4 protein-coding genes and 1 pseudogene are annotated in these 4,259 nt (G+C 60.4%); 1 reads left to right on the forward strand and 4 read right to left on the reverse strand.

The window, feature by feature from the left end:
* Positions 1-277 (reverse strand): DNA-binding protein (locus AC1DKV_RS40135; RefSeq protein WP_477139724.1); only part of this gene is annotated, 277 nt, incomplete at its 3' end.
* A 143-nt stretch (positions 278-420) separates the two neighbouring features.
* Between AC1DKV_RS40135 and AC1DKV_RS40140 the strand changes: the two are divergent.
* A pseudogene (locus tag AC1DKV_RS40140) lies at positions 421-1,274 on the forward strand (tyrosine-type recombinase/integrase); the annotation flags it as partial.
* Between the two features lie 286 nt (positions 1,275-1,560).
* Here AC1DKV_RS40140 and AC1DKV_RS40145 read toward each other — a convergent pair.
* The 3 genes from AC1DKV_RS40145 to AC1DKV_RS40155 form a co-directional block, all read right to left on the reverse strand.
* A complete protein-coding gene (locus AC1DKV_RS40145) occupies positions 1,561-1,896 on the reverse strand; it encodes a hypothetical protein (RefSeq protein ID WP_477139725.1) in 336 nt (111 codons plus the stop codon).
* A gap of 498 nt (positions 1,897-2,394) precedes the next feature.
* Positions 2,395-2,712: a hypothetical protein gene (locus tag AC1DKV_RS40150; RefSeq protein ID WP_477139726.1), complete on the reverse strand. Its 318-nt coding sequence runs from the start codon at positions 2,710-2,712 to the stop codon at positions 2,395-2,397.
* A 114-nt stretch (positions 2,713-2,826) separates the two neighbouring features.
* On the reverse strand, positions 2,827-4,259 hold a 1,433-nt coding region (locus AC1DKV_RS40155), incomplete at its 5' end, for an HAD-IC family P-type ATPase (protein WP_477139727.1).

The following is a 4,259-nucleotide window of genomic DNA, read 5'->3' on the forward strand; positions in this document are numbered from 1 at the left end:
GGTCAATGGTCACGCGCATCTTGTCGCGCAGGTMGGTCCAGAACTGCGCCAGCACCTCGGTSGGCGTGCCCATGCTGCCCTTGCGCACCAGTTGATAGAGCTTGTTGGCGGTGGGGGTGATGCCGTAGCGGAAAAAGAGCAGTCCGCAGACCTCGCGGTAGAGCGCGCGGGTCTCGGGGAATTGGGTGCGCAGGGCGGCCACCTCGGCGGCGAGGGTGGCCTCGGCAGCGGCGTCGACCGGCGGGCGAGCGGGACTATCGGGAGGGCTGGCGGTCACGGCTAGGCGAAAACCCCGTAGGAATTTCACAAATATTACTACGTAATACGTTTCATATATAACTTTTTGTATCTTAAGTTAGACATAACGACGCTTCTGTCTAGAGTTATGGCCGCATCCACTCAGTGACAACCGCCTCATCCATGGAAGCCCCCTCGCCGCCCTGCTGGCCACCTTCACCGAGCGCCTGCGCCTGCCCGCCGCGCGCTATCTCGCAKATTTCKGCCACCGACGATCTGGCCGCCGTCACCGCCTGGCTGGCGCGCTATACCRACACCCCCCGCCACMCGGCGGACCGATCGGCGCGAGGTCKAGCGCTTGCTGCTGTGGGCCGTCCTGCAGCAGGGCAAGCTGCTTTCGTCGCTCACCCATGAGGACGTGCTGCGGTACGAGCGCTTCCTCGGCGATCCGCAACCCGCCTGGCGCTGGGTCATGACGTCGCGCAAGAAGCTCGTGTATGGCGCACCGGACTGGCGGTCGTTTGCCGGCTCGCTCTCCCCGGGCCAGCGCGCGGCATGCGATGGTGATCCTCAATACGCTGTTCACCTAGCTGGTGGACGCTGGCTACCTCGCCGGCAACCCGCTGTCCCTGGCCACGCAGCCGGCGCGACCAGTCCAAGCCGCGGGTCACGCGCTACCTCAGCCACGCGCTGTGGCAGGTGGTCAGGGATACGATCGAGGCGATGCCGGGTGCGAACGGCACCGCCACCGAGCGCGAGCGGCTGCACGCGGCGCGCTGCCGCTGGCTCTTTACGGTGCTGTTGTTGCAGATCGCTTCTATGGCAAGGGCAACAAGACGCGGCTGGTGCCCGCCACGGACGAACTGATCGTGGAACTGGCGCGCTATCGCGACGCGTACGGCCTGCCACCGATGCCGTTGCCGGGCGAGGCGCGCCCCATCGTGCTGCCGATCATCGGCAAGGAAAAGCCCTTGTCGCGCGGCGCGCTGCATCTGGTACTGAAGGAGGTGTTCGGGATGGCCGCCGAGCGCCTGCGCTGGCTATGGACTTTGCGATCACATGCTCGCTCGTCCAGCCGGGTAGGCCTCACATCCGGTTTCTGTTCGTCAGGTCGTGGCTTTGCTCCACGCTTCCTTCAGACCCCACCTCGCGGTGACGCCCTTGCGCTTCGCTAATCCTTCACCACCATCAGGTTGGATAGGGGACTTGCACCCCCGAGCTGTTGGACATGCTCGGTACACATGACAAGCGGCCGGCAAGCGCCAGCCGCACCCTGCATGGCCTGCAAGCCCAGTACGGACACGCTCACGGGTGCCCCGGGGCTCAGACGTGTGTCTCCGTCATCTTTTTGCCGACAAGATCGCCCAATTGCGCTTGGGTAACCCAATTGCGCATGGCCCCTTTGTCGGCTTGCAGTGCTTTATGCAGCGCCTCAAACGCCAATTCGATGGAAGCCTCCTGCTGGGCTTTGTCAGCAACGGCGTGCCMGATCGTGTGCCTATGCCAATGACCATCACGCTTGCGGCGAATCCCCGCAATAGCAACTCCCTTCTTGACAAAGGCCTCCACGACATATTCCTCGGCATCCTGACCCAGTTGCTTGCTAAGTAGCGAGCAGACKGCGGCCTGCCATTGTCCGGATTGCTGCGCGTGCGTCATATAGATTCCTCGCTCCCTATCAGAAAAACGTCAGGAGCGATTACCCTGGCGCTGTTGGCCCTTGTTGCCTGACCAACTATACGGCAGCGTCTGCCGCGAGCAAACGCGGAATTTTCTTGGCCCGACGCCGTAAGGCGGCGATTAGATATAAAGGTTGGTCGGGGAAATCTGTGGGTCGTTTTCTTGACGTGACTACGGTTCTTGAACCCGCAGGAGGAAGCGATAGAGCTTCCGAGAAGTGGTATCGAAGGCCTTCCGTTCGGTCTCGCTGATGCGTGGCCAGATGAGCGGTCCGCCCTCGTCATCGATCATTTGCAATAGCAGAGTCTCGATGGTGTTGACGGCGGTGTAAAACCGCGCATAAACGGCGGTTCAAGGTTGAGTAAAAGCATCAACAACACCAGGCGGCCAGTGACCGCCGCCGGGCGTGTCGGATGGTTCAGAAGAGATCGTCTGCGCTCGTCGGCCGCTGCTACCGGCTCCGTGGTCGGTTGCGCATCAACACTTGTTTCCMTTCATGCTCTCGATTTCCATGGCGGCCTTCCATTCCTCATAGGCCTCGATCGGCTCCATGGACTGATTGACGAACGTGGCGGCGCGCTCTGCGGCGGCCTGCGTATCCATGGCGGAGTCGCCCTGGTTGTCGTCCTCCGTGCCGGGTGGCAGCAGCATGTCTTCGAGCATCGCCGCCAGTTCCGATGTGTCCCATGGATCACCCAACTGAGTCTTCTTCTTTATGTAGTGCCGGACTTCCGAGTCTTGTCCGGCGGTCAATGGCAGTCCACGGAAAGTAGGCTCATCGTTGTGATGGATCATGATGTACCTCCGATGATGGTCCCTGTATTTTGAGTGTACGCGCAATACCGCACCACCACCGGAAGCCCCGCAAGGGGCGCCGAACTACTGCTCTTGACCCCGCGGGCTAGCGGACTAAACCAAGGTGGCAGATCTGCGCGGACGCCTCGCCGCCGCTGACCATCGATAGAAGCCCTGCTTGGCCAACTCGACGAGAAACAGGTATGCAACCACCATGGCACCGAGAATGAAATAGAAGCGCACAGGTGGTGGCACAAATCCGAAGTGCGATCCCATTGGTGTAAACGGCAACGCTACCGCGACGGTCACAACCGCTAGCGACGTTGCCGTCAACAGAGGATGGGCATGGCTCTTGAGGGGATTGCCACGAGTGCGGATTACAAAAATCACCAGCACCTGGGTGCATAGCGACTCAATGAACCAGCCGGTCTGAAACTGCCGCTCGTTCGCCTGCAAAACGGCCATCAAGATGTAGAAGGTCAGAAAATCGAAAAGCGAGCTGATCGGGCCGATCACCAGCATGAAGTCGCGGATGAAATTCAAGTCCAGCACATGGGGGGCAACAATTTCCACGGCGTCCACTTCGTCGAGTGGAATTGGGACTTCCGATATGTMGTAGAGTATGTTGTTGAGCAGGATCTGTGTCGGCAGCATCGGTAGGAAAGGCAGGAACAACGAGGCGCCGGCCATGCTGAACATGTTGCCGAAGTTAGAACTGGTCCCCATCATGATGTACTTCATGATATTGCCAAAGGTACGTCGTCCCTCCAGAACGCCCGCGTGGACTACATGCAGGTCATGTTTCAGGAGAATCATATCCGCCGCCTCCTTTGCAACGTCGACGGCCGAGTCCACCGACAAGCCGACATCTGCGGAGTTTAGGGACGGCGCGTCGTTAATGCCATCGCCCAGATAGCCCACGACATGGCCGCGGGCCTTGAGCGCAAGGATCACGCGGTCCTTTTGCGCCGGACTGACTCGGCAGAACAGATTCGCGGTTTCCGCTCGGGCGCGCAGAGCATGGTCATCCATCTGGGCAATCTCCTTGCCAGTCAGGAGCCCCGTGATCGGAATGTTCAACTGGGTGCAGACATGTTGCGTTACCAGGTCGCTATCACCAGTAACGATCTTGATCGCGACGCCGGAGTTCTTGAGCGCGGCCAGGGCGGACGCGGCGCTCTCCTTGGGGGGATCCAGGAAAGCGGCGAACCCGGCCAGGATAAGCTCTTTTTCGTCGCCCACAACGGCATGAGGATGATCAGGCCGCACCTGGCGCCAGGCGATGCCCAGCACCCGCAAACCTTCTTTTTCCAGCGCGCGGTACTGGTTTTGAATGCCGGCCAGGGCAGATTCGTCTATGGGCCGCTGGCATGCGGTATCTTCTGCTTCGTAATGCGTGCAGAGCCCCACGATCTCTTCGGATGMGCCTTTCACCACCAGCCAGYGTGTCTCGCCGTTATCCAGGAGCACCGAGACGCAGCGACGCTCGAAGTCGAACGGTATCTCGTCGATTTTTTTCCAGTTTCCGACTGCAATATGCTGGTGGT

It is taken from the genome of Cupriavidus sp. 05T41 (genome assembly GCF_056396525.1).